The 22,902-nt window shown below is 36.0% G+C and carries 21 protein-coding genes and 2 tRNA genes; 16 read left to right on the top strand and 7 right to left on the bottom strand.

Annotated features, from left to right (window positions below):
• The first annotated feature begins 51 nt into the window (after window positions 1–51).
• Window positions 52–1,164, top strand: coding sequence for an amidohydrolase family protein (locus QPL79_RS01595; protein WP_285273032.1), 1,113 nt, complete (start codon window positions 52–54; stop codon window positions 1,162–1,164).
• 245 nt (window positions 1,165–1,409) lie between these two features.
• Window positions 1,410–1,487 (top strand) — tRNA-Arg (locus QPL79_RS01600).
• 129 nt (window positions 1,488–1,616) lie between these two features.
• Here the strand turns inward: QPL79_RS01600 and QPL79_RS01605 are convergent.
• Window positions 1,617–2,474: a hypothetical protein gene (locus QPL79_RS01605; protein WP_285273033.1), complete on the bottom strand. Its 858-nt coding sequence runs from the start codon at window positions 2,472–2,474 to the stop codon at window positions 1,617–1,619.
• 11 nt (window positions 2,475–2,485) lie between these two features.
• Window positions 2,486–5,011: a hypothetical protein gene (locus tag QPL79_RS01610; protein WP_285273034.1), complete on the bottom strand. Its 2,526-nt coding sequence runs from the start codon at window positions 5,009–5,011 to the stop codon at window positions 2,486–2,488.
• Window positions 5,012–5,201: 190 nt separating this feature from the next.
• Here QPL79_RS01610 and QPL79_RS01615 point away from each other — a divergent pair, with 190 nt between their 5' ends.
• Both QPL79_RS01615 and ilvA read left to right on the top strand, forming a co-directional pair.
• Window positions 5,202–6,350 carry a radical SAM protein gene (locus tag QPL79_RS01615; protein WP_285273035.1) on the top strand — a complete coding sequence of 383 codons (1,149 nt, stop codon included), beginning with the start codon at window positions 5,202–5,204 and terminating at the stop codon, window positions 6,348–6,350.
• 81 nt (window positions 6,351–6,431) lie between these two features.
• Window positions 6,432–7,646, top strand: coding sequence for a threonine ammonia-lyase (gene ilvA / locus QPL79_RS01620; RefSeq protein WP_285273036.1), 1,215 nt, complete (start codon window positions 6,432–6,434; stop codon window positions 7,644–7,646).
• Window positions 7,647–7,668: 22 nt separating this feature from the next.
• Here ilvA and QPL79_RS01625 read toward each other — a convergent pair whose 3' ends face one another.
• Window positions 7,669–8,529, bottom strand: a complete 861-nt coding sequence (locus QPL79_RS01625) for a DMT family transporter (protein WP_285273037.1) — start codon at window positions 8,527–8,529, stop codon at window positions 7,669–7,671.
• 114 nt (window positions 8,530–8,643) lie between these two features.
• Between QPL79_RS01625 and QPL79_RS01630 the strand changes: the two genes are divergently transcribed.
• Window positions 8,644–8,719 (top strand) — tRNA-Gly (locus QPL79_RS01630).
• Window positions 8,720–8,948: 229 nt separating this feature from the next.
• Entirely contained in the window at window positions 8,949–9,962 is a 1,014-nt protein-coding gene (locus QPL79_RS01635; protein WP_285273038.1) for a hypothetical protein, read from the top strand.
• Between the two features lie 774 nt (window positions 9,963–10,736).
• On the opposite strand, the gene QPL79_RS01640 is transcribed toward QPL79_RS01635, so the two are convergent.
• Entirely contained in the window at window positions 10,737–11,189 is a 453-nt protein-coding gene (locus tag QPL79_RS01640) for a site-specific integrase (RefSeq protein WP_285273039.1), read from the bottom strand.
• Window positions 11,190–11,646: 457 nt separating this feature from the next.
• Here QPL79_RS01640 and QPL79_RS01645 point away from each other — a divergent pair, with 457 nt between their 5' ends.
• The 10 genes from QPL79_RS01645 to QPL79_RS01690 all read left to right on the top strand — a co-directional run bounded on the left by QPL79_RS01645 (window position 11,647) and on the right by QPL79_RS01690 (window position 19,767).
• A complete protein-coding gene (locus QPL79_RS01645) occupies window positions 11,647–12,210 on the top strand; it encodes an ECF transporter S component (RefSeq protein ID WP_285273040.1) in 564 nt (187 codons plus the stop codon).
• Window position 12,211: 1 nt separating this feature from the next.
• The gene (locus QPL79_RS01650) at window positions 12,212–13,681 is read left to right on the top strand and encodes an ABC transporter ATP-binding protein (protein WP_285273041.1); all 1,470 of its coding nucleotides are present in this window, start codon (window positions 12,212–12,214) and stop codon (window positions 13,679–13,681) included.
• Between the two features lie 4 nt (window positions 13,682–13,685).
• Window positions 13,686–14,405, top strand: a complete 720-nt coding sequence (locus QPL79_RS01655; RefSeq protein ID WP_285273042.1) for an energy-coupling factor transporter transmembrane component T family protein — start codon at window positions 13,686–13,688, stop codon at window positions 14,403–14,405.
• Window positions 14,406–15,023 carry a phosphoribosyltransferase family protein gene (locus QPL79_RS01660; protein WP_285273043.1) on the top strand — a complete coding sequence of 206 codons (618 nt, stop codon included), beginning with the start codon at window positions 14,406–14,408 and terminating at the stop codon, window positions 15,021–15,023. It begins immediately after the preceding gene.
• A 270-nt stretch (window positions 15,024–15,293) separates the two neighbouring features.
• A complete protein-coding gene (locus QPL79_RS01665) occupies window positions 15,294–17,177 on the top strand; it encodes a hypothetical protein (RefSeq protein ID WP_285273044.1) in 1,884 nt (627 codons plus the stop codon).
• A gap of 162 nt (window positions 17,178–17,339) precedes the next feature.
• The gene (locus QPL79_RS01670; RefSeq protein ID WP_285273045.1) at window positions 17,340–17,639 is read left to right on the top strand and encodes a hypothetical protein; all 300 of its coding nucleotides are present in this window, start codon (window positions 17,340–17,342) and stop codon (window positions 17,637–17,639) included.
• A gap of 457 nt (window positions 17,640–18,096) precedes the next feature.
• Window positions 18,097–18,306, top strand: a complete 210-nt coding sequence (locus tag QPL79_RS01675) for a hypothetical protein (RefSeq protein WP_285273046.1) — start codon at window positions 18,097–18,099, stop codon at window positions 18,304–18,306.
• An 18-nt stretch (window positions 18,307–18,324) separates the two neighbouring features.
• The gene (locus QPL79_RS01680; RefSeq protein WP_285273047.1) at window positions 18,325–18,567 is read left to right on the top strand and encodes a hypothetical protein; all 243 of its coding nucleotides are present in this window, start codon (window positions 18,325–18,327) and stop codon (window positions 18,565–18,567) included.
• Between the two features lie 197 nt (window positions 18,568–18,764).
• Window positions 18,765–19,130 carry a hypothetical protein gene (locus QPL79_RS01685; protein ID WP_285273048.1) on the top strand — a complete coding sequence of 122 codons (366 nt, stop codon included), beginning with the start codon at window positions 18,765–18,767 and terminating at the stop codon, window positions 19,128–19,130.
• 130 nt (window positions 19,131–19,260) lie between these two features.
• On the top strand, window positions 19,261–19,767 hold the full coding sequence (locus QPL79_RS01690) for a hypothetical protein (protein WP_285273049.1): 507 nt from the start codon (window positions 19,261–19,263) through the stop codon (window positions 19,765–19,767).
• Between the two features lie 557 nt (window positions 19,768–20,324).
• Here the strand turns inward: QPL79_RS01690 and QPL79_RS01695 are convergent.
• From QPL79_RS01695 to QPL79_RS01705, 3 genes are all read right to left on the bottom strand, one after another.
• Complete coding sequence (locus tag QPL79_RS01695; protein WP_285273050.1) at window positions 20,325–20,963, bottom strand: DUF1122 family protein; 639 nt, start codon at window positions 20,961–20,963, stop codon at window positions 20,325–20,327.
• A 66-nt stretch (window positions 20,964–21,029) separates the two neighbouring features.
• Window positions 21,030–21,512 (bottom strand): ferritin-like domain-containing protein, encoded by a 483-nt coding sequence (locus QPL79_RS01700; RefSeq protein ID WP_285273051.1) that lies wholly within the window; start codon window positions 21,510–21,512, stop codon window positions 21,030–21,032.
• A 162-nt stretch (window positions 21,513–21,674) separates the two neighbouring features.
• On the bottom strand, window positions 21,675–22,856 hold the full coding sequence (locus QPL79_RS01705) for a PLP-dependent cysteine synthase family protein (protein ID WP_285273052.1): 1,182 nt from the start codon (window positions 22,854–22,856) through the stop codon (window positions 21,675–21,677).
• Window positions 22,857–22,902 lie beyond the last annotated feature (46 nt).

Below are 22,902 nucleotides of genomic sequence, written 5' to 3' on the forward strand. Positions count from 1 at the left end.
CATAGAGTATTTATTAAAAGGTTCTTAAGAATTAATGAAGTGAATTAGTCTATGAATATAGTGCTAAGGAAATGCAGGTATGTTGTTAAGTCTTTCAAACCTTTTCACATAATTGAAAATGCTGATATAGTCATAGATGAAAACACCATTTCTTGCGTTGGTGAATGTAGCAATGTTCATGGCTACGATGTTCTGCATTGCGAAAACTCCATAGCACTATCAGGTTTTGTTTCATCACATACGCATATCTTCACAAAAAGTTGGGGTTGGCAAACAATTGAAATTGCAGAAAAAGCCCTAAAGGCTTTAGCTATACATGGCTTTGCATTAGTTCACATAGCCGATAATTATTTTGATGGTGTATGCGAAATTGCTAACAAAATTGGTTTGAGAGTCTCTACAGGACCTCTCATCAAGAGTTATGGCGATTTAAAGAACTTGGTTATTGCAAAGAATTTGAAACGTGATTTATGTATTCCATCAATTAATGTAGAGCTTTCGGCGAGTATCGATGATGATACTTTAAGAGAGGTTAGGGATTTTGCTATTGAAAACAAAATTAATTTGCATTTAATACTTCCACAAAACGTTGCAAACATACTATCATTTTATAAAACAAGAGGGGAGTGGATCATTAACCACCTTTACAAATTGGGGTTGTTATCAAAAAATGTGTGTTTAGCCCACTTTTCATGGGCAACCACATGGGAGGTGGAGAAAGTGGCTCAAAGCGAAGCAAGCATAGCTGTTACACCATACTCAGACTCCATAAAGGGTGTTTATGGCTCTGTTCATCCAAAACTTTTTGAATTGAAGAACATTAGCATAGGCATAGACGATATTTGGGGTAGAGCTGGAACATCAATAATATACGATGTTATAGCTATGCAATCAGTATATTCAACAAAAACATGGGGCATATACCCATCAATAGAGGAGGTATTGCACTATGCCACAAGAGGTGGAAGCCAAGCACTAAACATAGAAACAGGGATTATAGACATTGGAAAACTAGCTGATATAGTAGTAGTAAAAATGAATAAGCTAGATCTGTTCAGAGATATGTCAAAAACAATTCTAAACTCAATCAACACACTAAAATATGTAATAGTCAATGGAAAAGTTATATGGGCCCGCAACTCAAACTCCATTCTTCAACACTAGAAGAGCTTTAAACTGGTAATATTGTGACCACAAATTAAAAGCAATACAAATGAAATTTTTAGATCTGCCAGATTCAATAACAACGTGTGAAACATTGGTAACGATATGTAAATTGTTAATACGTGAGAAACCTTGGTGTAACAACAAAAATAGTTTGAGGCAAACAACAAGAATTAAGCTGAAGTAAAGCTAAAAATCCCTCCAAAACAAAAACTTACACAACAAAAAAGCCACCACACAAAAATGGGCCCGTAGCTCAGCCAGGACAGAGCGCCGGCCTTCTAAGCCGGTGGTCCGGGGTTCAAATCCCCGCGGGCCCGCCACACAACAATTTTGTAAATACCTCTATCCTTTCTAATTAGCTTAAAGCTTTGATGATGTAATGAACTAATGCGTGTTGTGATAAAATGCTCCATGCTGTAGTGAGTAATTGTGCTGCAATTCTTACTTGATTATTGCAATATTTTTATTGGCTGAGCTTTTAATTTTCTTTTCTTCTTCAAAATTTTTCTTATGTGGATAAGCATTGATACAACAACATATGTTATGCTGGAGGTTGCTAGGTAGAGCATATCCGAAAACCTTACTGTATCTGTACTTTCAACACGTTTGATAGGCTCCATGCTGATTATCATGTCGATGCGCCTCTCAATTTCTTCCTCAGTGAGATCAGGGGCGTAGAAAATCGTTTTTGCAGCTTCATATGCTGAACACTTGTAAATTACTGAATCGAAATAGGTTTTCACAAGATATGCAATTGAAATACTTAAAGCAGTAGCAGCTAAATATGCTGCTAAACCTGTTGCCAAAGCTTTTTTAGATGCTGTACCTGGTGGATACAGAATTCCCGATGGATACAAAATTCTTGTGAATACAAATGGCAAACCAAACCAGTAGAGGTATATTAGTGGTATTGACAAAAAGATTTTATGTAGATCATCAACAAGAGCAGAATTTGCTTGATACAATCTAGACATGAATATTGATGCGTAAAACAAGAAAGTTGCTGAGCCATAGCCAATGGCAATGGGTATAACAACATGTTTAACTGCGTTAATCACAAATGATCTATCAATTGATTTAACAATAAGCAGCAAGCCCATTGCCATAAATAAGCAAATAGTTGAAACATCATAGAAAAACCTATTCAAAACATAAACCAGAAGAGCACTCCAAATATAGTGAGGATAGGGAACAATGGCTCTTAAAGAATCAGCAAAACACTTGTTTCTAGCAAGCAAAGGCGAAAACGCATAGAACGAAATAAAAACAGCAATAAAAGTAATCACCACTACAATTCTTCTATTCATAGCTACCCACCTTAGCCAAGCGGACTTGGTTTAAATCTCAACTCACCAACAAAATAATTCCAAATATTACCTGTTACAGGTGAAGACCCAGGTGCCAACCAATATATAGCAGTAACACTGTATTTAATAATAATATCATTGTCATTCCAGGGACTATATGATGGCATAATATACAACTTTACTCTCAATAAGTCTCCTGAGCAAATACCAGATGTGCTTGATGTGCATGTGATGTAGGAGTTTTTCCAATAGATTACACAAGACACAGTATCTGAACTAGGCTTTGAACATGTTACATAGGTTGTGCAAACAGGTATGCAAGATGCCAAACTCTCTATTATCCATGATGCAGCACCAATAACTATTCCAACAACTCCTGGAACAAAATTCAAAATAAATGAAAGTGCTGAAGCCACAAGAAACTCTCTTAACTCTTGTGGAGGTGTTGATATACCCTTATGATATGCATTTACAAAAGGATCGCTAAGCATTGTTCCGGTCTGCGTCACATTAATGACTATATGCAAATATCCAACAACATAAGCAATATTTGCATAGCTATCACTTTCCGAATACGTTGAGGTGTATTTTCCAATAGCATCAAGCGTAAGAAACACCGCTAACATATCATATTCATTAATTGAAGGTCTATTAACCTCAACTGTAAATACATCACTTGCAAGTTCTGTATGTTTTCCTGGTACAAACCATTTGCTTGTACCTCCATATGAATATGTCTGCATACTTATAATGTACGCTGAATTTATCGTAGGACTTTCTGTGGGATCTAGCCACATGGGCTGTATATAAGGTGCTGCACTCATTCTTGCGTAGTATCTTATTTTGAATGGTTTTACGAACCAGTATGAATCGTAGTTGTTGTATCCTCGGATTTTAACATATATTATTGGCATGTCAGAGTCTCTTAGCGATGCGTATATGAGGTATGGTACTAGGTATTGCGCATTTGTCTTTAGTTGTTGTGCTGAACAAGTAAATGTTCTTACTCCTGCTGTTCCATTCGCTATACTACTTCCTCTAGCAACACCACTACAAACATTGACTAGAGGTCCTCGAGCAAAACCAATGTATATATTGACATATCTATCGTATAGCTGATTAGAATCGCTTTCAACAGTAATGTCAGTAAAATCAGCTGGAATATCATCAAAAACATCCAGGTTTTTATAGATGAAGAATACTCCATCACCAGTATATCTATTTAGAACATATCTCTCATCCCAAGCACTTCCATCGTCTGGAGCACCACCTCCAGAGAATTTCTGTTCAGCAACATAAACAAAGTTTGTTGGTCTACTACTCGATACATATGCTTGGCAAACAACATTTGCATGAAGTTTTAGCAAAGCATTTGATGGTGTTGCATATGGAATTGATATTGCAACGCTCAAATTCGATTTAGGTTTGAAGTATTGACTGTTGGACGGTTTTGGAATGTAAAAGTAGATATCTGAAAGCTTATCTCTAAAAACATCGAGGTTATAGCTATAGGAAGAGCCATTGATATTGATTGTTATTGGAATTTTTGCATCAACATTCAAAGAACCAATGAAAATTCTTAGATAACACATTGAGGTGTTGTGCATAATTGTTACTCTATCGATTTGATACCATGGATAAGAAGAAATTGTTGCATTAATGAATTTACCTAGATACACATATGATGTTGGCGAAGTTACTTCACCAACAACACCACTTGATTCCCATGGTCTATAATAGTAAAGCGTTGGATCATCATCACCTTTAGCAATTTTCTCTACTAATTGTTTAGGTGCTTTCTCAACAGCTTTCACATTGCTTCTTGAAATTTTAGCAAGCTTATATCTATTCACAAGCTTGTTACTATCTATAACCATTTCAATTATTTTTTCACCATTTTCAACGTTGATTACCGTGTATATTGTTTTTGTTGATAATGTCAATAGGTTTTCTATTGGTGTTGATACTTTTGACTTGTTGTTGAAGTACATTGCTATTTCAAAACCATTGTAATCTATTATTGCTCTATTCAAAAAGCCTTTTTTCAATGCCTTCAAACTCCAGTTCTCAACAGGGTATCTACCTCTAGCATTGCTTGGAATAAAAACAACAACTGTTGATGTGTCTTCAACTGTATATGGATTTAAAACAATGTCAACATCCTTTAAATACCTTCTGTTTTCCTTTTTAGATAATTCCTTAACGAGATTCTCATAGCCTATTTCACTAACCCACTTACTAATAGACTTGTTCTTGTATAGAGTATCTACAGTAATGTTAATTGAAACTCTTTCACCAGGTAACAAAGTATATGGTAACTCAACCTCAAAACCGTTGATGTAAGCTAAGAACATAATGGAATCGAATCTAGCACCAAAATACGAAAGATCAACAATAAGAGGAGTAGATTCAACAAAACTATTAACAAAATTAGCCACACTGCTTTGAGCATACAAATAAACAACGAAAATAGTCTGATCAGTGAAAAGTAGAAGCAAAATCAAAAACGCAAAAACAAGCCTTGGCTTTAAAAACATGCACACCACCTTTCATACCAGTTTTCTCATTTAGGGTATTTATTTTTTTGTATATCAGAGTATGAATTGCTGTGATTGCAATGCACCATTGAGGCAATTAAAATGTTGTTTGCATATTTGAATTGAGGAAACGAGGAATGTAGATAAATAAGTTTTGTTAGAAAAATATTTTTTGTTGCGGTTTATTTCTATGGGTGTTTGCAAACTTTGTGGCGCTAAAGGTGTTGTGATTAGCGATGTTATTGGTGTTTGCTCAGCTTGTTTGAGGAGTAGAGGTGAGGAGGCTGTTTCAATTGCTATGAAGGTGCATAGTAGGTATAGATCTGGTTTGGGTCTTCCAGTAAACCCCCCAAATAATTTAAATGGTGTTAAATGTGGTTTGTGTGTTAATGAGTGTGTTATTGGTGTTGGGGAAACTGGTTATTGTGGTCTTTGGCTTAATGATGGTGGATTGCTAAAATTTGTTGAGGGTTTCAATGCGGGTGTTTTGTATGCTTATCTAGATCCTCTTCCAACAAATTGTGTTGCGACACCTGTGTGTCCAGCTGCTACTGGGTGTGACTACCCCAGGTATAGTGTTAGCATGGGTTCTGAATATGGCTATTACAATCTTGCAGTGTTTTTTGCTGGTTGCAACCTCAACTGTGTTTTTTGTCAAAACTTGGATCACAAAAACATAGTTGCTTCTCAGGCTCTTAGAAAAAGATATGTTGTTTCTAAGAGTGAGCTTGTTGAAAAAGCTTTGAACAATGATAGAGTTACATGCATTTGCTACTTTGGTGGTGATCCAGGGCCCCACATACTCTACGCACTTGAGGTTTCTAAAGTAATTGTTGATGAGGCTAGGAGAAGGGGCTTAGTGAAGAGAATTTGCTGGGAAACTAATGGTCTTGAAAACCCAGGTGTTATGAGGGAAATGGCTAGGCTAAGTCTAGAGTCAGGAGGTATTGTGAAAATAGATTGGAAAGCATATACACCAGAGGTGTATCAGGCGCTTACAGGTGTGAATGGATATAAAGCTGTTGAGAGAATTAAGGAGAATATAAGAATTGTTGCTGAAATGGCTAGGGAAAGACCGGAGGTGCCGCTTCTAACAATTAGCATTCTTCTTGTGCCAGGCTATGTGGATGAGAAAGAGCTTATGGGGATGGCTGAATACATAGCTTCCATAGATAATGAGATACCAGTTGTTTTGCTTGCTTTTCACCCTGATCATCTACTAAAGGATTTGCCTCCAACAAGCATAGGCCATGCTGCAGCAGCTGTGAAGATATTTAAGGGTTATGGAGTAGAAAGAGTTTTTATAGGAAATGAATGGCTTTTAGGGCCATACTACTGAAATATTTGGTTAGATATCTGCAAAAATATTCTAGGCTTAAATATTGCTGAATGTTAATTGGATTTGAAGAGGTGTAATTGTTTGGATAGTCTTGTTGATACTGTGATTAGCTATGGCAAAGAAGCTTTAAACATTCTTTCTAAACATGTTCACAAAACTCCTTTGGACTTCAGCTTAACCTTTTCCAAGTTAAGTGGAAACAGTGTTTATCTAAAGCTTGAAAACATGCAGAAAACAGGTTCTTTCAAAATTAGAGGAGCTTTATACAAAATTCAAAAGCATTTGGAAGAGGCTAGGGCAAGAGGTGTTGTTGCAGCTTCTAGTGGTAACCATGCCCAGGGTGTTGCATATGCAGCTTCTATTCTAGGTGTTGAAGCAACTATTGTCATGCCTATAACAACACCTGTTTTCAAAGTTAATGCAACAAAGGGTTATGGAGCAAATGTTGTTCTCTTTGGAGAGTTCTATGATGATGCATATAAAAAGGCTTTGGAGATAGCTGAAGAGAGAAAAGCTTTGTTTATTCATCCATTTAACGATGTTGAGATTATTGCTGGTCAAAGCACAATAGGTTTTGAAATTGTTGAGCAGCTACCCTCTGTGGATGTTGTTGTTGTGCCTATTGGTGGTGGAGGACTCATATCCGGTGTGGGAGCAGTGTTGAAGAAGCTTAGACCAGGGGTTAAAGTCATTGGTGTTGAACCCAAAAATGCACCAAAATACTTTGTTTCTAAGCAGTATGGAAAAGTTATTGAGATTGTCCCAGCCCCGTCTCTCGCTGATGCTGTTGTAGCTAAGAGTGTTGGTGACATAACTTTTCAGATAATGAATGAGGTTGTAGATGATGTTGTAACAGTTGATGAAGATTCTATTGCAAAAGCTATATATTTGCTTATGGAGAGATCAAAAATTGTTGTAGAAGGTGCTGGTGCTCTTCCTCTTGCAGCTTTGCTTGAAGGCTACTTATCTGGAAAGCAAAAAAATGTTGTGCTTGTTGTTAGTGGGGGAAACATTGATTTGACAACTCTGTATAGAGTTGTTTTGAGGGGGTTGGCAAGTGATGGTAGAGTAGCTATGCTTAGAATTGTTTTGAGGGATGTTCCCGGGGAGTTGCTAAAAGCTCTAAATATTTTCTATAGATATAGATGCAACATAATAGACATTAGACATGATAGATATAGCTTAGCTACTCCAGTAGGCTATGCAGTTGTTGAAATTATTTTTGAAACTCCAGAGAAGGGAGTTGTTGATGAGATTAGGAAAGAGCTTGAGAAAATGTCTATAAAGATTATTTAGAGAAACAAGATTTGTGCATGGTCTAGCTACAAGTGTTTGAATTGCTTTTTGATGCTACATATATTGCTAATGTGATTAGAGCTCCACCAGCCACTCTTCTAACATCTATTTCCTCACCATATATAGCAACAGAGAATAGAAATGCGAATAAAGGCTCTAGAAGATATATTGTAGATGCTATAGCTGGATTCACATGCCTTTGCCCAATTACTTGAAGAAGCGATGCAGCTATTGAGCATGCAGCAGCTAGATAGAAAATGTAGAGCCATGTTCCAAAGCCTACTGATGAGATATTGTCAGAAGCAAGTGTTATTGGTGCTAGTGAAAGCGAGGGAATAAACATGCCGTAGAGAAAATCAGAAAAACTCTTAACATTTTTGCTATACCTCGACACAAGAACTATTTGAGCTCCCCAAGCTATTGAACCAGCAAAAACCATGAGCTCTCCAAAGCCAAAATCACCACTAGGTAATGTAACCATGTAGAGACCAAGCAATGCAAGTATAAGTGAAGCTAAGAGGGAAAGACCATAGCTTTTCTCAACAAAAGCGCAGTAAACATGCACATGAACAGTATTAAGCCCAGTTATGAAAGCACTCGTCGATGGTGTGGTGTACCTCGTTCCAATACCTTGAAGAAGAAGACCAAACAAATAAGCAACACCTGTAACAACGCCACCAAAAAATCCAGCAGAATCAAACAAGCCAGTAAACAGTCTATACAAAACAAATGGTGTTAACAAAGCAACAGCAAAAAGCATTCTGTAAAAAGTGTAGCCAAAACCAGAAACAACTTCAACAGAAAACTTGATAAAAACAAATGAGCTGCCCCACAAAACAGCTACGAAAACAAGTACAACATAATATAAAAGCCTAGACCCCAACAACAAACACCAACAAGTGCCAACAAAACCACGAGAATATAAGCACTAAATCTGTGAATCCAAAATCCTTGACAAACAAAAATTAAAAAACTCAGAGCACTATCAAAGCATCTGGCGGCGGTCGTCTAGCCTGGTCTAGGACGCCGGCCTCCCAAGCCGGAGATCCCGGGTTCAAATCCCGGCCGCCGCACCTCTCTACATAGATCGAGAAGTTTGCAAACACCCATAGAAATAAACCTCAACAAAAAATATTTTTCTAACAAAACTTATTTATCTACATTCCTCGTTTCCTCAATTCAAATATGCAAACAACATTCTAATTGCCTCAATGGTGCATTGCAATCACAGCAATTCATACTCTGATATACAAAAAAATAAATACCCTAAATGAGAAAACTGGTATGAAAGGTGGTGTACTGATGAGAGTTGGAACGTTAATAACAATAATGCTTATGTTAGTCATAGTGTCTAGCATTCCCATGGCGTTGGCTGATAGTAATATACAAATATACACTATATATGACTACGATAATCTTGTGATAGTTGCTATAAATAGATCTGCTCTCACGTATTTAGGTAATGGTTATTGGCTCTTAGTGTTACCAAACATGGATGCAGTAACGTTCTCGTCAGAACTTGTTAATGAAATAATTGGTAAATTTATAGGTCCTAGAGCAACCTATTTAAGACTACGCATTACCATGACCGTTGATGGTTATAGAATTGTAAAGACTATTGACAGTTTGAATGCTTTAGATGCGTCAGATAATGAGGTTATGAGTGCGATTATGCGGGCACTCAATGTAACTAGAGCTCGTGAAGCATGGGTCTTGTTCCTTGGTAATAATGTGATTAGAATTGATGTTGTAGCTGAGAATGGTATTGATGTTGAGAAGATTGCTAAGGAGCTCTCAGATATTGCTAGGAGTCATAAGATTGTTGTTATCGAGACTTTGAGTAGTGGAATACCCTCATACTTTGATGCTCAAGATCTCTATGAGAATCTGAAAAAGATCTCTTGCTTTGTTAGCATGGGAGAATCGCTCTATGGAGTCAATATATGGTTTAACATTTCGTGTATTAAGGAGTTAGCTATTGCAACTAATAGAAGCTTCAATGAGGCAATAGAGGATGTTGCCAACTCTGTGAAGACTCTAAACCCATTATTAAGAAAGTATCTACCTTACCAGGATATCGTGGTACTAGTTGCACAGCCTCCACCACCAGCCATACCTCTACCTGGTGAAGTTAAACCTGTCGAGAAGATAAATCACACAGAAATAGTGGAGATCGAGAAGATAAAGCATACAGAAACTGTAGAAATATTGCAGACATCATCCGACTTACCACAACAGATCTTTATCATTTCAGCAATCGTTGTAACAGTTGCTATAACACCTGTGCTATGGAGAATAAGATCAATAAAAAGATAGTTATTTTTAGGTTATAACTATACATCAAGTGTTGCTTTATTTGTTAAATAATGACAAGGCATGTTGTTTGATAGATGAGCGTTTATTGAACTTAAGTTACTTGAAGACGAAATTCGCATGAGGATTTTCTAAGAAACAACACAACGAACCACGATTAGGTAAATATACTACTGGATTATTGTCTAATGTACATGTTTATGTTGATTGAATTAGGGTCGAAACCTTGGACAGCCGTATTTCAAGATGTAGTTTTATATCATACTGCCGCCTGAACTAACTAATATTTTTTTCCTAATTAAAACTTAAATAACATTATCATTGATAGGTTAGAGGCTGAAAAGCTTGTTGAAGCGATCATCCACGCCATTTTTGAGAAAAGGGTTCTAGTGCAGGAGGTTGTAGGTCTCGGTAGAGCGCCCTTCTAGGACATGGAGAGAGTAGTTCCCATAGGCTTGATGCTTAAAACCCTAATCTTGTAATACCGCTCTCTAGAATAGCATTTGCATACTCTATTATGTCTCCCCATCCGCTAGGATATGCAGCTACCGAGCCGATCCTATTATGCTGGTGGTGCTCCATATTTATATGGGCGAGGCATAGCCTTCCATACTCAGTGTTTGCACAGTAATCGGTGAATAGAGACATTAGAATTCTAGCAAGCCTATCAGCTGTGTTAAGGATATCAATACCCCATGCCGAGGTCTTACCTGTAGTTTGGTAATATTTTACAAGAAATGCCTTAGAGAATATAGTGTGAACTACTGATATCTCTGCTTAATTCAAGGCTATCTTTAGATAATTGTCAGTTACGAAGCAATAGTAAGCTCTTTTAGTGCTTGACCCCTTCATAATAGGTGTTATCACATCCCTAATCTCTATATGCCTCGCCTCAGAGGGTCTTAGCCCTGAGATTGAGAGGAGATATATGAATAGACCATAGTTTATATAAGCATTGCTCGATATAGAGACGATGTCAGTGAACTCATCAATACTCGGAATTCTCCTCGGATTGAGGGGCTCAATGCTCCATTTTATCCTCAGCCTCTTCTTAAGAATCTCATAGTGATCACTACATATCGTTGTTTCATACTTATTATCGAGGAACCTAGTGAAATTAGCAATAACCTTGAGTATGTGCGTCCTCACCTTAGGAGTTTTTATAGCCAGAACCTGGGCAAATCTGGCTGATGAGGCCAAATACCTTAGATACCTCACACAGATCTTCATATTCTTCTCATAATAGCTCTTGGAAACAAAATCCCTGACCCAACCGAGAAACTCTGAACCTCTGAATCTAGGTTAAGACCCGCAACAGGGTTCCAACCAAGAGGTGCACTGGCCTGCCTATCATATGACTTGTCATATGACCCACCATAGATCCCGGGTTCAGATCTCGGTCGCCGCATTAACGAAATACATTAAAACAAATATTTCAATAATTCATATGGTTTTCTACTATTCTATAAAAGGCATTACTAATATAACTTATTCCATTCGTTTGAAAAGAAGATTACTTTGGTTTGTAGCTAGAGATTGTTGTGGTATAGTAAATTGATGAAGTAACATGTGCATTATTTCTGATTATATACATAACTAATGTATATATTTACATAGGTATTAAATAAAGTGCTTTTAAATTCTGTGTGTATAGTTTTCACATAGAAAAATAGTTTGGTGCAAGTTTATGGAGGTTTCATCTATGAAATATGGAAAGCCAGATGCAACTACAGCAATAGCCTATATAGCTGTGACATCAGCTATTACAGCTGTAGGGTTTTTGTTAACAGCGCCAATACCTCTAATACCAGGTGCTATACATTGGAGGGTTTTAGCGTTTTTGCCATGCCTCTTTGGCATTATCTATGGCCCTGTAATAGGGTTCTTGTCAGGTGCTATAGGCAATACCCTCTGGGCTATTATAGGAGGTTACTTTAATCCAGCAACACCTGTGTTTGATCTGGTTGGTGTTGGCTTAACTGGTTTAATACCTGGTTTGCTGTGTAAACCAAGTGATGCTTTAAGCAGAAGAGGATTAGTAAAGATAGCAGTTATTTCCCTAGCTTCGGGCATAGTAATGGTTCCAATCGTCGCAATAGGATTTGACTTAGTTGGTGTAGCACCCTTTGGACCTGCTGTAGCTCTTCTTTCTCTTAGTGATTTACCTCCAATTCTTGTAGGAACACCGTTAGCAGCTAGAATTATTGTTCCTCCACTGCTTAGAAGAAATGTTATTAGGTGGAGATTATAGCATGTTTGTTGTTAAAAACTTGAGTTGTTCTTTTAACGGGAAAAATGTTTTTAGTAACATATCCTTCTCTCTTGGTAGAGGAGAGGCTATAGCTATTCTGGGTCCTGCTGAATCAGGTAAAACAGTTCTTGCATATTGCTTAACAGGCATTATACCAAATAGAATAGCTGCTGAGGTTCATGGGGAAATTGTTTTAGATGGTGAAAACATTCTAGGTAAGAAACCTGGTGATTTAGCAAGTAAAATAGGTCTTGTTATGCAGAATTACGAAGCGCAGTTATTTGGTTTAACAGTTGAAGAAGATGTAAGATTTGCTTTAGAGAACATGGGTCTTGATGAACATGAAATTGAGGGAAGAGTTGATTGGGCTCTTAAATCTCTTGGATTGGAAAAGTATAGAAGTTATCGCACATCCCAACTATCTGGAGGTTTAAAACAAAGACTTGCCATAGCCTCTGTAATTGCTGCAAAACCAAAGGTTGTTATATTAGATGATCCAACACTTAATCTTGACTGGATTGGAATTAAAAGCTTAGAAAACATTATTGCAAGACTTAAAAACGAAGGAATGAGCTTTGTAGTTCTTTCTAAATGTGTTGATGGAATAGAGAATGTGATAGATAAAACCATTGTTCTTGGAAATAATGGCTGGAATGGGAATGCAATAGAATGTGGAGAGGTTAAACCACATGACTTATTAACAAAATCTAAAGTTTCGAAGAACATGAAAGAAGAGGAATTGATAAGAGTAGAGAATGTATGGTTCAAATACCCAGATACAGACTATATCATCAAAAACATTTCATTAAGTATAAGAAGAGGTGATGTTGTAGCTATAATGGGATCTAATGGATCAGGTAAAACAACACTTGTAAAGCTTATGAGTGGTATTCTAAAGCCTTCTAAAGGAAGAGTAGTTGTTTTGGGAAAGGATACAAGGAAGTATTCTGCTTCGGATATAGCTAAACATGTTACAGTAGTTTTTCAAAACCCAGAGAGGTACACAGTATTTGAGACAGTATTTGATGAGGTTTACTTTGGTTGTAGAAACATTGGGTTGCCTAAAGAATTTGCTGAAAATGCCTTGAGGTTTACTGGTCTTTATGATAAAATGTTTGAGGCTCCATACAACTTGAGTAGAAGTGAGAAAATTAGATTGCATATAGCATCAGCACTTGCCATGAACCCAGATGTGCTCATACTTGATGAGCCTTTAACATCATGTGATTTAATTATGTTCTCTATGCTAAAATCACTTGTGGACTACATGTATATGCAGGGAAAAGCTGTTGTAATTGTTACTCATGATACTAATATAGCTGCTAAGCTATGTAATAGAGTTGTTGTTTTAAATAATGGTGTTGTTGTAACTGATTCAAATCAATCAATTTTCTTCAATGATAATTTCGTTAGGAACACTGGGATAAGGCCTTTGAAGATATTTAACAAGATTTTTGTTGGAGGTGCATAACAAAATGGCTTTGCTAGATCCTAGAACAAAGCTCGTTCTTTTCATGGTGTTGTTTGCACTAATATTTATTGTAAAGGACATAACATATCTACTGCTAATATCTCTTGCAGCATTTCTCATAACAGTTTCTAGCCAGAGTTGGAAGAGGTTTTTAAGACTCTTGGCAAAGTTTTCTCCACTAATAGTAGTAGCCTTCGTAATATGGTCTCTTTTCCATCGAATGTCTCTTTTTCACGTAAGTTATATGGGATCTGATTTCGCAATAGGTGTTTTTGCAGCTACTAGGTTGTTCGCACTAATATCTGTCTCTATATCATTTATCCTTTGTGTTAAACCAGAAGATCTTGTTAAAGGTTTGGAGTATTTCAGAATTCCCTATTCAATTGTTTTTCCACTTGCTCTTTCACTAAGATTCGTAGATACATTATCTGATGAGTACATATCTATTAAAGAAGCGTTAATGGTAAAGGGTTTAGAGTTGGAAAAAGGCTCCTTACTAAAAAGAATTAAAAATTACTCATATCTGCTCATCCCATTTCTTATACGAGGAATAGAGGTAGCAGATAACATTGTTTTAGCCATGGAGCTAAAAGCATTTTCATTAAGAAAGCAAAGAAGATGTTGTAAAGGTAAAAAGTTAAGCTTGTTAGATATAATGATGATTTTTGTTTCTATAATTACTTTGCTGATTGCAATATCACATTATGTTTTTGGGTTGATCTAGATGAGCAGTGTTTTGTTATATGAGGGGCAGAAGTTTTATAGAGTAAATGTATTTGGTCTTACTAGAGACTTGCCCATAGTGCCAATAGATAATGGGCTGTGGATAGCATCTGATGCAGAACTTGTTTTAGGAGATGTTGAGTTTATAGATGTTGCAGGTAGAGAAATAGCAGAAACTATAAAACGTTTTAGTCCAAGTGTTATAGTTACTGCAGAAGCCAAGGCAATAACAATAGCATATGAAATTGCTAAAAACCTTGGACATAAGAGATTTGTTATTGCAAGAAAAAGTGTTAAAGGCTATATGAAGGAGTATATAGTTGAGAACGTAAAGTCGATTACAACAAAAGAACAGCAAATACTGGTTCTAACAAGAGAAGATGCAAATCTAGTTAAAAATCAAAGAATTTGCATATTTGATGACGTAGTTTCAACAGGTGGAACAATAAATGCTCTAGAAAATTTAGTTAAGAAAGCTGGAGGAAATATAGTGTGTAAAGTATGTATATGGAAAGAAGGTCCTTGGTACAAATCACAGGATCTAATATACTTTAGCATACTTCCAATATTCGTATCTAAAAATATTTATGAAGAATATGTGAAAAACATCAGAGCATGAAATAAATCAAATTCCTAAAAATCAAAACAAGAGATTCAGCATATCATTACCACTGAAAGATGATGCAATAATTCATACTATGTGCAAAACTAAAAAATATTTGTCAATGCTTAAAATATGTAATTTAGAATTTTCTAAAAGTTCATTAGAGTAATTCAATTATTTTGGTTGCTACTAGTTAGTACCGGTACACTACTGGTTCTTTATTTTACTATACAAAATTAAATTTTTATTTTGATTAATACTAAGGCTAATTATGGTGCAAGAGAATTGGCAACAAAATTTGCGTTATACATTGCTTTGCCTTCTGTAAAAGCTATTCTAAGTGATAGTTCTAAGTTCGAAACACTTGTCTCCGTATTGAATAGACTAGGTTTTCAAAAGGTTTATATAGAGAATTATAGGGATGGTCAACTGCTTGGTGTAGATGATGTGGCTAGGGTTAGAGACATGTTTGAGAAGGAGTTTAGTGTTGCAGGCGGTCTTGCCATAGGTACTTGGGGTTTTGGCATGGGTAGAAATGCTGATTGGTGGAGTGTGTGTGCTTGTATTGATGATGAGAAAAATCTTCAGATTTTTGAAAAAGCTATCATTAATCAAGCGAAAGTGTTTGACGAAATTTTGATAGATGATTTCTGGGCTAATTGGTGTTATTCAAAGGAGCAAATAGAGGAGTTTAACAAGATCTATGGCCTTTCCCTAGATTCCAAACAGCTTAGGTATTTGCTTTCATTTGACCATGAAATAGCGAGGCTATGGTCTGAGTACTCCAAGAGTTTACTTGCATCAGCATCAAAAAGATTGTATAGTAAGGCTAAGGAGATTAACAGTAATGTTAAAGTTGTTTTGAAAGTTGCTGAATGGCGTGAGCAGTTTTTGCATAGAGGTCTCGACCTCAAATTAATGACTCAAATATTTGATGGACTATACGTTGGTACCGAATCTAGAGAAGGGACTATCAGATATGGTTCACTCTTTATAATAGACTATGTTAGGGCATTGGTTGGAGACAAGCTTAAAGGTGCATGGTTCGATTCTTATAACGGACTTGGGATTCCAACAGTTATAACCCCAGAAATATTTGTTGAACAGCTTTGGTATAGTTTTCTTGGAAAAGTAGATGAAGTAACGTTTTTCCAGGGAATTGAATATGTTGTTCAGGAGGTGGGTGAGGAATCAAAGAGTGTTGGAAGCATACCGCAAAGTATTGAGAGTAGAGCAGATCATGTGAAACTTGTTGAAAGGGATTTGCTGCTGCTAAAAAGAATTGAGAATTTGATTACAGATGAGAAGAGGGGTTTGGTGGTGCCAGCAATTCAAATTCCCATAGCAAATCCTAGTGATAACTATGTTGAGGATGTTTTAGGCTATATGGGGATACCAATAACATCTAAACCTATTGACAAAACTGCTGAGGGGGAAGTAGTTCTTGTTAAAGGCTTTACCACAAAATATATAGATGTAGATGGTTTGTTGAGAAAAGGTATAAGTATTGTTTTAACAACTGGTGCTGTTGAGGATCTTGTTAAAGGTGTTCAAAGTTTAGATCTTATAGGTGTTGATAAATATGCGCCCATAGTTAAGGATGTTGTAGACGCTGTTGCGTTTATTGATGGCAAAATCATTAGTTCGAGAAGTCATAGAAGACCACATCTATACCCCTTGGGCCCAATACTAAACATTGATAAGAATGCCATAGTTCATCTATATGCTGTAGATAAATTCGGCAATAGATATCCAGCTCTCTATGAAATAAAATATGAAAAGGCCAGCATTATAGTAGCTCCCATTCTGAAATACCCACTAGCTTTATCAAGTACATTTCCAGAAATTGCTCGCCAAACTCTCAGAGATGTTGTAGCAAAATTTGTTGGGATTAAAATTGAAACTAGACAAGCTACATCCATAGACCTAAACGAAACCTCTGGCATAGGCCTAGTTTTGTACAAGTCCAAGAGCATTGCAATTACTAATGAGAATCTTCACAATAAATACTTTGACTTGGTGATCTATAAAAGCGTATCAGGTTTGACAAAGCTTAATGGTGTTGTTCTTGGCAATGCCAGAATTGAAGAGGTTATCAATAGCAGTGATGAGCTAAGGCTAAGAATTAGAATGTCTAGACACTCAATAGATGCTATAACCTTTAGCTGAAATAGTTAAATCTTCAAATACTTTTAAACTCACATATTATCCACATGCACAATCTACACCATCTTCTCAACAAAGATTTGAAACCTTATTGATTTACTACATGTTAAATACTGTACTGAAATAACAAAACCTTGTGGTATATTCACAGCGAGGCAACAGCTCTTGATCTTAATTGTTGTTGGAATCATCTTAATTATAACAGTCTCATTATTTGTCATGAACATCTTTCCTTTAAGTAAAGGATCAAAAACTTTAGCCCCAACCCCTACACAGGTTGAGAAACCTGTTGAAACGACTTTGGTGACAAGACCTCTGGAGCAAACACAACTTAGCACTGTTGTGGAGGTGAGTAAAAGAGTTACAGTAACACTAACAACTGCTCAAACAACAACTACTGTAGCTACTGAAGCCAAAACTGAAGCAGCTTTAAAAACCTTGATAACTGTACAACCTCGCCTATAGTCAAACCATCTATTAATGTAGTTTATCATTCAGAGGAGGGTGTGCGCTATGATGTTGTTGAAATAATGTTTAATATTACTAGAAATAAGCTATTTAAATCCGTTCAATTCAAGTGATATAGATGTAGTAGGCTATGTAACAACACCAGAGGGTAAAACCCTAGTTGTTCCAGCTTTCTACACAAGAAATTACACCATCCAAAGTATTGCACCTAATGAGCGTGTAGTTGTATTTACATCTCCATACATATGGAGCTTAAGGTTTACGCCACTTAAGCAGGGAGAGTACAGAATACGTATTGAGGCAGTTAATAGCATTGGTATGAAAACTACCAGCAACAACATTGTAATTCCTGTTAAGAATTGTTCAGAAGGCAGGGGATTTCCGGTTATAGATCATAATGGCAAATACCTTGTGTTCAACAATGGAAGCTCCGAGATAATGGTTAGTATAAACCTTGCCTGGCCACCTGGTAAGAATTAAGAATGAAGCGATATCCTTTTACAAAAAGTGGTTTGAAAGACTAAGAGAGCTTAGGGTCAAGGTTGTTAGAATAGGTCTTGTGTCATGGGCTTTAAATCTGGAATCTAGTGCATATCGCTACAGCTTATCTGATGCAGCTAGAATAGATGAGATTATTAGATTTGCCAAGGAAAACAATATATAATATATAATACCTGTTTTTATGTGGCATAATGAATTAGCAGATCAGTGGAGCAAAAATCTATACAATGTTGCAAATGGTGAGTCGCTCAAATCGCTTGAAGAGTTTTGGTCTAATCCATTGACTATAAAAATGTTTAAGGATAGAATTAGGTGTATGATAGCTAGATGGGGTTATTCTCCAAACATAATCGTATGGGAAATAATGAACGAAGCTAATTTAATAACAGGCTTTTTTGCAAATAGAGATGCCTTTGTGAAGTGAATTAACGACATTGCTAGCTACATAAAATCTTTAGATCCATACAAAAGAATTGTAACTATTAGCCTATCCTATTATGGTTCTAGCTAAGAGTATGGAGACTAGATAACATAGATGTTATAACAGTTCATATATATGGTCCAACAGAGCTTAAGGATGTTGCAACTGCAATACACAATGTGATTCAAAATCTCTAAACCTTGTATAGAAAACCTGTGATTGTAACAGAGTTTAGCGTAGACTATAGATGGATTGAAATACCTGGTTTCACAGACACACCATACTGGGCCTTGGATAAAAATGGTATTGGTCTTCACGAAAGTCTTTGGAGCTCAGCTTTATCAGGCACATCAATATCGGCTATGAGCTGGTGGTGGGATGTGCAAATAGAGAAGTATAGTCTCTTCTATCACTTCAAAGCATTTTCAACATTTTTGAAAGGTGTTGACTTAGTTAAGAGCGGTTTGAAGGAGGTAAGTGTCATAGTCAAGGAGGCGTCTACAGAGAGAGGTGAAATAGCATCTATAATTCTTTATTCAACAACAGGATGGGTTTCAACAACATAACAAACAAAATAATATATTTGTTACACATATTGATGGTGTTGTTGAAGGGGATACAAGTCTTCTGAGCAGCTTCATCTATGGCAAAAGCCATTCACAGAGAGTGTTAAACCCAGTATTTAAGGTTAGGTTTTTGGATAAGGGCAAGATGATTTTGCATGCGAATTCTGTTGGAAAAGGTTCAGCCCAGCTTGTGATATATGTTAACAATAGCAAACACTTGGACATGCCACTACCTGACAAAGATAGTAAAGGAGATGAGGTTGCCAATGAGTACAACATTGATGTTGTTTTAGAGCTTGGGCCAGGGAGTTACGAGATTAAAATAGATAATGATGAGGTTAATTGGTTCACATGGGACTATATAGTATTTGAAAATGCCGTTTATGCAAAGGCAAAAGTACAGGTAATTGGGTTAAGCAATAAAACGTTTGCAATGTTGTGGATCAGAAATAGAGACTACAACTGGTGGAATATTGTTGTAGCAGATAGAGATGTGGAAACCTTGAAAAATGTCACAATAGAATTGATTGGATTAGAGGAAGGAAAGTATGTTGTAGAGTTTTGGAATACAACCACTGGAGAGATTGTGCAGATGCAAAAATCATTGTTACAAACAATAAAGCTGAGATATGTATAGAGTTTTTAGAAAAGGATATAGCATTGAAGATATATAAAGAACAGGAATAGAATGCATCATCAGCAAAACCTCGAATCAAACACCTTTTATAACTCTACCTTGGATCAGACTATGCCAGCTTTACACTTTAAAAATATTTAGCTTTAATAACAATAAAGTCAGCTTCTTGACCATACTCAATAGCAAGTATTTCAACTTCTTCAAGTAGTTTTAACAAAGCTAAGCTAAAGATTTTTGAAATAACAAACTCTATGTTAAGTACAGCTTTTTAAGTGAAAAAGAATACAATGTAGTCTCTTCTTGCAAAGCCTTAAACAATATATTTTTTCAAAAATCATGAAGAACATAGGCTATTACCAGACCTCCTTATTTGCTATAACATATCTGTTTATTGTATTGCTTACCATATTCATGTTAATAAACTTCAAAGTATTTACGAGCATTAGAAGCATTTACTCATATTGTTATAATTGCATTGGATTAATGTGAATGTATAGTGCTTCTGGGTCTTGTATATTCCAGTTAAGAAGTTGGATAATATAGATTTGTCTCATTAATTATGTCATGTTCTTGCACATTGTGTTTAGTATTTTTTCTATTCTGTTGTAAACTGATTCAAATATTTTCCTATATATGTTCTGCTGAATAAACTTCATAGCCTTTTCAGCAAAAATTGATGTTTCTATACAAAGTTCTTTTAGATGCCTATTCTTGGCAATGTCATCAACAGGCTTTTCTGCTTGAATTTTTGGATTTCCCTCCATAAAACCCTCTGGAAAATACCAGTCTTTAAACCATGTAAACCCATTTTCAAGTAGCATAAACCCCAGCCTAGTTAAATGTGGTGGTGTGCCCATTTCCAAAGCCTTCCAAGTTTCAACATCATAGATATACTCGATAAATATTCTCTCTCCTGCGTCAATAAATCTAGACAAACATTCTATAAGCTTTCTCTCCTCCTCTGAGTTCAAAAAACGATATTTTTTCTCGCTAATAACTATTTCTGGACTTATGAAGAATATCTCTATCCACTTTCTATAAAATGGTTGTCTACCATGAAAAAATTTTATTATTAAGAGTCTATGCCAAGAATCTTTGTAGCCCACGTAAAATTCAAAGGTTTTTTCCTCTGGAAATCTACCACTTTTTTCAACAACTTTAAAATCTAAATTTAGATTCTTTAACGAATTAAACACTTGGTGACAAACCATGGACATACCTAGTTTTCTACTTTGAATATGCCTTGGTTTTTCTTGGATTGCCTAACCTCCTGGAGTTCCATGCCATGGACTATCTCTCCAAATAAGTTCCCAAATATCTTCTTCAGAGATGACTTCTTTCTTAGCTATATTTTCTCTAATGTCTATCAATATTTTATGGTGTTTAACCTCATCCTCATATATAGCAGCTAGAATTAGTTTAAGTCTTGGATCATTTGTGTGCTGAAGAGCTTCTCCAACTATTTTAATCATTTGTGCTTCTGTCTCTATGTGCTTCTCAATTTCTTTAGAGATTATCTCTAGTTCACTATCTGATATTACTGGTTGAGGAGATGTGAGCAATTCTGTAATTGATTTGTATAATTGTGAATGTTTAATACTATCATTGGCAACAGCTATGAATATTGATCTTAAAACAGGATGATTTATTTTATTACCCAATTCGGAAAGTGCTTCAGCATAGCTCTTTTCAATATCAATCATTTTCACAAATAATTCCAAGTATTTTCTGTGTTCAGATAACATTGTAACCACAGGGAAGGAATAGGCGACAAAGGTTAAAACTTTTTCATTTATAACAAGCTTCTCTAAGTCTGAATTATTGTTGAATACAATAAATAGCAGATTTAACGTTATTAAGAATAAAAACATGTATGTGCAGATGAGGTTTTGTCAATCTTTACGGAATCATATATATTTTGACAGCTGCTCTACGTACTTAAACCCCATGTCTGGAAAGATAAGAATGTAGTCTCCTTCCTCAAGCTCCTTGTTTTCAACCATTTTCTTGTATGCCGCGTAAACAGCTCCACTGCTTAAACCAACAAATATTCCATCATTTCTAACAATTTCTAAAACAGCTTTGGCTGCTTCATCTGGTGATATCTCCACAATTTTATCTATTTCCACTTTGTGTACCCATTTCATTCCGCTTTCTATTCTTCTAATGCCCTGAATGAATGTTCCCTGTTTAGGTACAACACCATATATCTTAACCTCTTTGAATCTGTTTTTGAAGTAAAATGCTATGGTTGATAAATGTCCTGATGTTCCAAGTCCTCCAAAAATTGCTTTTGGAATTATTCCAGCTTCCCTAATTTGAAGCTCTAATTCTTTGGCTGTGTATCTTAAATGAACTTCAAAGTTTGCATCATTGTAAAATTGATTTAGATGAATAGCACTTTGTTTCTTCGCAACATCTTCAACTTCATCAATAAGCTCAACAGTTAAGGACTTTGGAGATCTAATAACATCAGCACCAAAGATCTTCAATAGAATCTCGCCTGTTGTGGAAACAGTTGATGGTATATATGCTCTTAGCTTAGAACCATAAATAGTACACATAGCAGCAATAGCTAAACCAGTATTGGTTGACGTGGCTTCCACAAGCATTCTAATATTTTCTTTACCAGATTTTTCTAGACTCTTTTTAAACATATACCAACCAATTCTATCCTTAACACTCATACTCCAAGGATTAAAACCCTCTAGCTTAGCCCAAGCAACTCTACCATTAATAGATGATTTCCTCAGTTTTACCAAAGGTGTTGGCCAATTTCTGTAAAGAAGCTCTTCAGTATCCATAAAAACTCTATATTTGCTAGGCTTAATGTCTTCAAAAAATCCAAGATGTTCAAGAGGAATAAAAATGGTTTCAGAAACTTGATGTGATACAGGTAAGCGTATTACCCCAATTTTTTTCAAAGCCGCACACAACTTTTTATTTTCAATTACTTCTCCACTTCTACTATCAACAACAATTGTTTTGTCCACACCACCACTTCTAAGAATCTCACCAACAATATCAAGAAACTCCTCTAATTCCAGCTCCTCTTCACAAATAACTCTATTAACATCCTCAAGATACACAAATGTTGATCACCATTAATCCAATTTTTGCAAATCAAATACAAAG

Origin of the sequence: Ignisphaera cupida, assembly GCF_030186535.1 — an archaeon.
GTDB classification, from domain to species: Archaea; Thermoproteota; Thermoprotei_A; order Sulfolobales; family Ignisphaeraceae; genus Ignisphaera; species Ignisphaera cupida.

What these genes read in the sequence shown, in the direction of transcription:
- QPL79_RS01595 (WP_285273032.1), top strand. Translation starts at nt 52, where the DNA reads ATGAATATAGTGCTAAGGAAATGCAGGTATGTTGTTAAGTCTTTCAAA.
- QPL79_RS01605 (WP_285273033.1), bottom strand. Translation starts at nt 2,474, where the DNA reads ATGAATAGAAGAATTGTAGTGGTGATTACTTTTATTGCTGTTTTTATT.
- QPL79_RS01610 (WP_285273034.1), bottom strand. Translation starts at nt 5,011, where the DNA reads ATGTTTTTAAAGCCAAGGCTTGTTTTTGCGTTTTTGATTTTGCTTCTA.
- QPL79_RS01615 (WP_285273035.1), top strand. Translation starts at nt 5,202, where the DNA reads ATGGGTGTTTGCAAACTTTGTGGCGCTAAAGGTGTTGTGATTAGCGAT.
- QPL79_RS01635 (WP_285273038.1), top strand. Translation starts at nt 8,949, where the DNA reads ATGAGAGTTGGAACGTTAATAACAATAATGCTTATGTTAGTCATAGTG.
- QPL79_RS01640 (WP_285273039.1), bottom strand. Translation starts at nt 11,189, where the DNA reads ATGAAGATCTGTGTGAGGTATCTAAGGTATTTGGCCTCATCAGCCAGA.
- QPL79_RS01645 (WP_285273040.1), top strand. Translation starts at nt 11,647, where the DNA reads ATGGAGGTTTCATCTATGAAATATGGAAAGCCAGATGCAACTACAGCA.
- QPL79_RS01650 (WP_285273041.1), top strand. Translation starts at nt 12,212, where the DNA reads ATGTTTGTTGTTAAAAACTTGAGTTGTTCTTTTAACGGGAAAAATGTT.
- QPL79_RS01655 (WP_285273042.1), top strand. Translation starts at nt 13,686, where the DNA reads ATGGCTTTGCTAGATCCTAGAACAAAGCTCGTTCTTTTCATGGTGTTG.
- QPL79_RS01660 (WP_285273043.1), top strand. Translation starts at nt 14,406, where the DNA reads ATGAGCAGTGTTTTGTTATATGAGGGGCAGAAGTTTTATAGAGTAAAT.
- QPL79_RS01680 (WP_285273047.1), top strand. Translation starts at nt 18,325, where the DNA reads ATGTGGCATAATGAATTAGCAGATCAGTGGAGCAAAAATCTATACAAT.
- QPL79_RS01700 (WP_285273051.1), bottom strand. Translation starts at nt 21,512, where the DNA reads ATGTTATCTGAACACAGAAAATACTTGGAATTATTTGTGAAAATGATT.